Source organism: Acinetobacter sp. YH16051 (genome assembly GCF_013417135.1).
Classification (GTDB): Bacteria; Pseudomonadota; Gammaproteobacteria; order Pseudomonadales; family Moraxellaceae; genus Acinetobacter; species Acinetobacter towneri.
The window spans coordinates 1-1,084 of the sequence record NZ_VPEN01000151.1 but is presented as its reverse complement, the minus strand read 5'-3'; the positions used below and the strand labels follow the sequence as shown (position 1 = coordinate 1,084).

Below are 1,084 nucleotides of genomic sequence, written 5' to 3'. Positions count from 1 at the left end.
CCGTTAAAAATAGAAAGGACTGTAATGATTTAAGAACAAAATATACTGAAGAAAAGAAACCATTTGATGGCTTTTTCTTTAATGGCAACCCAAACCAAGCCAAACTTGATGCAGTTAAAGCAAAATATAAAGAATTACAGCAAAAAATACCTGAATGCGATTTTAATATTTAAACCAGTGAGAAATGAGGTGTGGTTCATCTACCAAACCTCATTCCGTAATCTTTCTTAATTTGTTGTTTTTCCTGTTCCTGCCTTACTTTTTCCTCAATACGCTGTTGTGATTCCTCAATTCCTCGTTTTGAATGGTTATAACATTGTTGGCTTTGGTCAATCGCTCGTTTAGATTCACTAATTCTTGATTCTGATTGCTCAATATTTCTATCTGCTTGGTCTGTCTTTGATTTATTTCGCTTAGCTCGCTCAATTGCTTCTCTAACGAGTTCAAAATGGCGTTGTAGTGATTCATAAAGTCGTTGGTCATGTTCGTTTCCTACCTCTCGATTTTGAGTACCTTGTCCTTGCCCGTTGTTGTGTACGCTTCCGCTTTCTTGGCGTTCTTCGCTACGATGAAATAGGCTTTGTTGTCCTCGCTCTCGTGAAATTCCACCATACGCAATATCCGATTCTCTAATGGTGTTCTTTCCAGCTCTAGGTTGATTTCGGCTAATTCCTGTTGCTTGGCTCTGATTTCCTTGCCTAGCCATGCCGTTATCCCTAGAAATATCAGAAATATCGCCACCAGTACGCCCAAAACTGCCCCCTTGAGTGTATTCAAACGCAAAGCGTTTACTATGCTCGGCTGTTGCTCCTCGATGGTTTGAAGGTTTTTCTCTAAAATGCTCTCGGTTTGCTTCAAGTTTTTTTGTAGTAAGGCGTTGTAACTTTCCAAGTGCTGTTTGGTAACGCTCTCGGCTTGTTTCTTGATAGTCTTGTCCTGCTCGGCTGTGTTCTGCTCTAAATTCTTCACCAAATCGTCTATTTTCATAAATTACGCCCTCTAAACGTATATTTCGTTTGCCGTCAGGATTTTTAATACTGATTGATCTATCTGTTTCTCTAGCAATCTCAAAGCCTGCACCCTT

At 39.7% G+C, this 1,084-nt stretch carries 1 pseudogene; it reads right to left on the bottom strand.

What is annotated here, in order from left to right:
* Positions 1-196: 196 nt before the first annotated feature.
* A pseudogene (locus FTV41_RS14995) lies at positions 197-1,084 on the bottom strand (mobilization protein A); the annotation flags it as partial.